This window comes from Streptomyces sp. CNH189 (genome assembly GCF_000527195.1).
Map to the genome: position 1 here is coordinate 1 of NZ_AZUS01000053.1, position 2,707 is coordinate 2,707.

General features: G+C 68.6%; 3 protein-coding genes and 1 pseudogene. 2 read left to right on the forward strand and 2 right to left on the reverse strand.

All coding sequences use genetic code 11. The features are described 5' to 3' along the window. Positions 1–194: 194 nt before the first annotated feature. Positions 195–1,094 (reverse strand): hypothetical protein, encoded by a 900-nt coding sequence (locus B100_RS0133465; RefSeq protein ID WP_024888685.1) that lies wholly within the window; start codon positions 1,092–1,094, stop codon positions 195–197. A 108-nt stretch (positions 1,095–1,202) separates the two neighbouring features. Beyond that, on the reverse strand, positions 1,203–1,556 hold the full coding sequence (locus tag B100_RS0133470; RefSeq protein WP_158686780.1) for a hypothetical protein: 354 nt from the start codon (positions 1,554–1,556) through the stop codon (positions 1,203–1,205). A gap of 319 nt (positions 1,557–1,875) precedes the next feature. Here B100_RS0133470 and B100_RS0133475 point away from each other — a divergent pair, with 319 nt between their 5' ends. Further along, entirely contained in the window at positions 1,876–2,127 is a 252-nt protein-coding gene (locus B100_RS0133475) for a hypothetical protein (protein WP_024888687.1), read from the forward strand. 291 nt (positions 2,128–2,418) lie between these two features. After that, positions 2,419–2,707 (forward strand): annotated as a pseudogene (locus B100_RS34730) (ISL3 family transposase); the annotation flags it as partial.

Consider the following 2,707-nt stretch of genomic DNA (forward strand, 5'->3'; position numbering starts at 1 on the left):
CGCCGGCACGCGGTCAAAGACGGATGTTAGCGATGGCCGGCGCCGCGAAGTTGTGAGGCTTCGCGGCGGAGAGGTGGCTGGCCTCTCCATACCGGCCATCGTGCGACGTCTGGCCCGCCGGGAGTTCGTCTATCCCTTCAACCAGAGGCCGCGGTCCAACGGTACCCCGCGGGGTGTGGCTCGGTGTGCTGCTGTCAGGTCGTTGAGGAGCGGCGGGCAGCCAGTTCCTCGACGCGGGAGCGTCTCCAGCGCTGCTGGCGCGGGCGGCCGGCGCTGCCACGCCGGTACTCGAATCCGTCGGGCTGCTCGAGGTCGGGCAGGAGCCCGTGGCCGAGGGCGCTGATGAAGCTGTCGGCGTTGCTGTATCCGAGGATCCGGGCGGCTTCGGCGGCGCCAACCAGGTCCTCGTCCTGTCCGGCGGCCGGCAGGACACCGCGCTCGCGGGCTGCGGCGACGACGGTGGCGCGGCGCCACTTCTTGCGGGCTCCGCCGCGGCTGCCCTTCTGCTTCTCCAGGGTTTCCGGCTCGGGCAGTTCGGGGATGCGGCCCTGGTAAAGGGCACTGGAGAAGGAGGCGGCGCTGCCGTAGCCGAGCAGGCTCGCGACTTCGGCCGTGCCCAGCAGTTCGTCGGGGTCTCCGTCGACGGGCACCTCGGGCAGCGCGGCGGCCGGGACCGATCCGCGCCGGCCCTTACCGGGGCGGTTGGCTGTCCAGGCGACGATCGTGCCGCGGCGCCACCTCGGGCCGTCGATGTCCTCATCGGGCTCGGGGAAGTAGCCGGGCCGGTCTCGGAAGTAGGCGTCGATAGTGGAGGTGCGGGTGTAGCCCAGAAGCTGGGCCACCTCCCGCTTGGTCAGCAGCTCGTCCTGGTCGGCCTCGAGGACCGATGCGGGCAGTGTGCGCTTCTTCGGGGCACGCTTGGCGAAGAACGCCGCGACCTCGTCGTAGCGCCAGAACCGCTTGCGGCCCTCGGTGTGCGCGACCGCGGGGAAGCCGCTGTCCGGGTTGTTGCTCCAGTCGCTGATCCGGGGCTTGCTCGTGCCGAACTCGGACACGATCTGCGTGGTGTCCACGAGCCGCTCGGCGGTAGACATCGGGCCCCTTCGACAGGATCGACAAGATGGTGCCGGCCCTCACTCGAGCGCGACAGGTTCGATAATGCCAAAGGGGTTGAGCTCGTGTCCAGCCCAACGCAGGACCGGCTACTGGAACTCCTCACCCAAGAGGCTGGCGCCGAAGCGTGCGGCGCGCTCCGCCAGCTCCGTGTAGGCCATGGCGGCAGGCGAAGCGTCCCAGGTCCCGAACGCGAGAGCGGAGACCGCCTCCCCGCGGGTCATCCCCTCTTCCCACGCAGCGCCTGCGGCCGCGCATCGCTCCGCGAGCTGGGCGTCAGACAGAGATGCGGCTTCCCGGCGGATACCGGACTGGACGTCGGCCACGCCTTCGCACCATGCGCGATGGCCCGCAGCGAGCAGGTTCTGCAACGCGGCCCGGTCAGTGAGATCCCGGCCGCTGGCGGCGAGGTCCAGCAGTAGTGCGGTTGGGTTGGTGTCCATGGTCATCTCCTTGATGTCACTGTAAAGGGGGAGGGGTACAGCGGGCCGAATCCGGACGATCCGGCCCACACACGGGTGTCAGACGTGGACGGTGCAGCCGTCGCACAGGGCACGGCTCGGGCGGAGGGCCAGCTTGGCTTCGTTCATTTCTAGGAACAGCGTTTGTCGGATGGGTTGCGGAGGCAGTGGTGATCAACCGGCTCGGGAATGTCGACGAGAGATGCTCGCCCGGGTGAAGGCTGGTCGGTCTCACGAGCCTGGCGATCGGTAGGTTGTGCCGTCGAACGTTGAGTTGTTTGTTCAAAGGGGTGGGGCCGGGATGGAAGATCCAGAGATCACAATCAGGCTCACCCGCGACGAAGCGACCATCCTGTCGGACTGGCTGGAGCGGCTGCAGATGACCGACCTCAGCAACACGGTCGACGATCCAGCCGCATGGGCACCGATCCATAGAATCGCCGGCCAGCTCGACAAGATGCTCCCCGCTCTGTTCTTTCCCGACTACGACGAGCGGCTCGAGGAAGCCCGACGCTGCCTGCATCCCGTCGATGACGACAGCCCTGAAGACTGAGCCGATGGAATCTCGCGACAGGGGGCCACTGCCCGCGAATGCGGGCCGGCCCGACGCCCGTCATGGCGGCAGGCCGTCGAGACAGGCAGCGGCAGACGTCAGCCGACCTTGGCGGGCTCCTCAGTTCGGGCCCGGATGCTGGGAGGCGGTAGGAGTCGGTGCCGGTCTCGATGGGCACCCCAGGCGACGCAGGTCGCGGACCGTTGGCACTTATGGCACAACCTCGGGGAAGCCGCTGAGCGTGCGGTGGCCCGACACCGCCAGTGCCTTCGGGTTCTGCTCCCGGATCCCGTGGCGAAGGTCGACGAGCCGGTGCTGGCCGAGGAGAAGACGGATTCGCCTTGGCGGAGCGAGCGGTTCGCCAACCGCGTCCGAGCCCAGCATGCCACGGTCCACGCGCTGCTGGAAGCCGGCCACAGCCGCCGCTCCATCGGGCGTCAGCTCCAGATGACCCACCGCACCGTCAAGAGCCTCGCCGACGCTGAGAAGCCGGAAGACCTCTTCCGCGGCCAGTGGCAGCACAACCGGACCTCCGTCCTCGACGAGTACAAGCCCTACCTGGACGAACGCTGGGACGAGG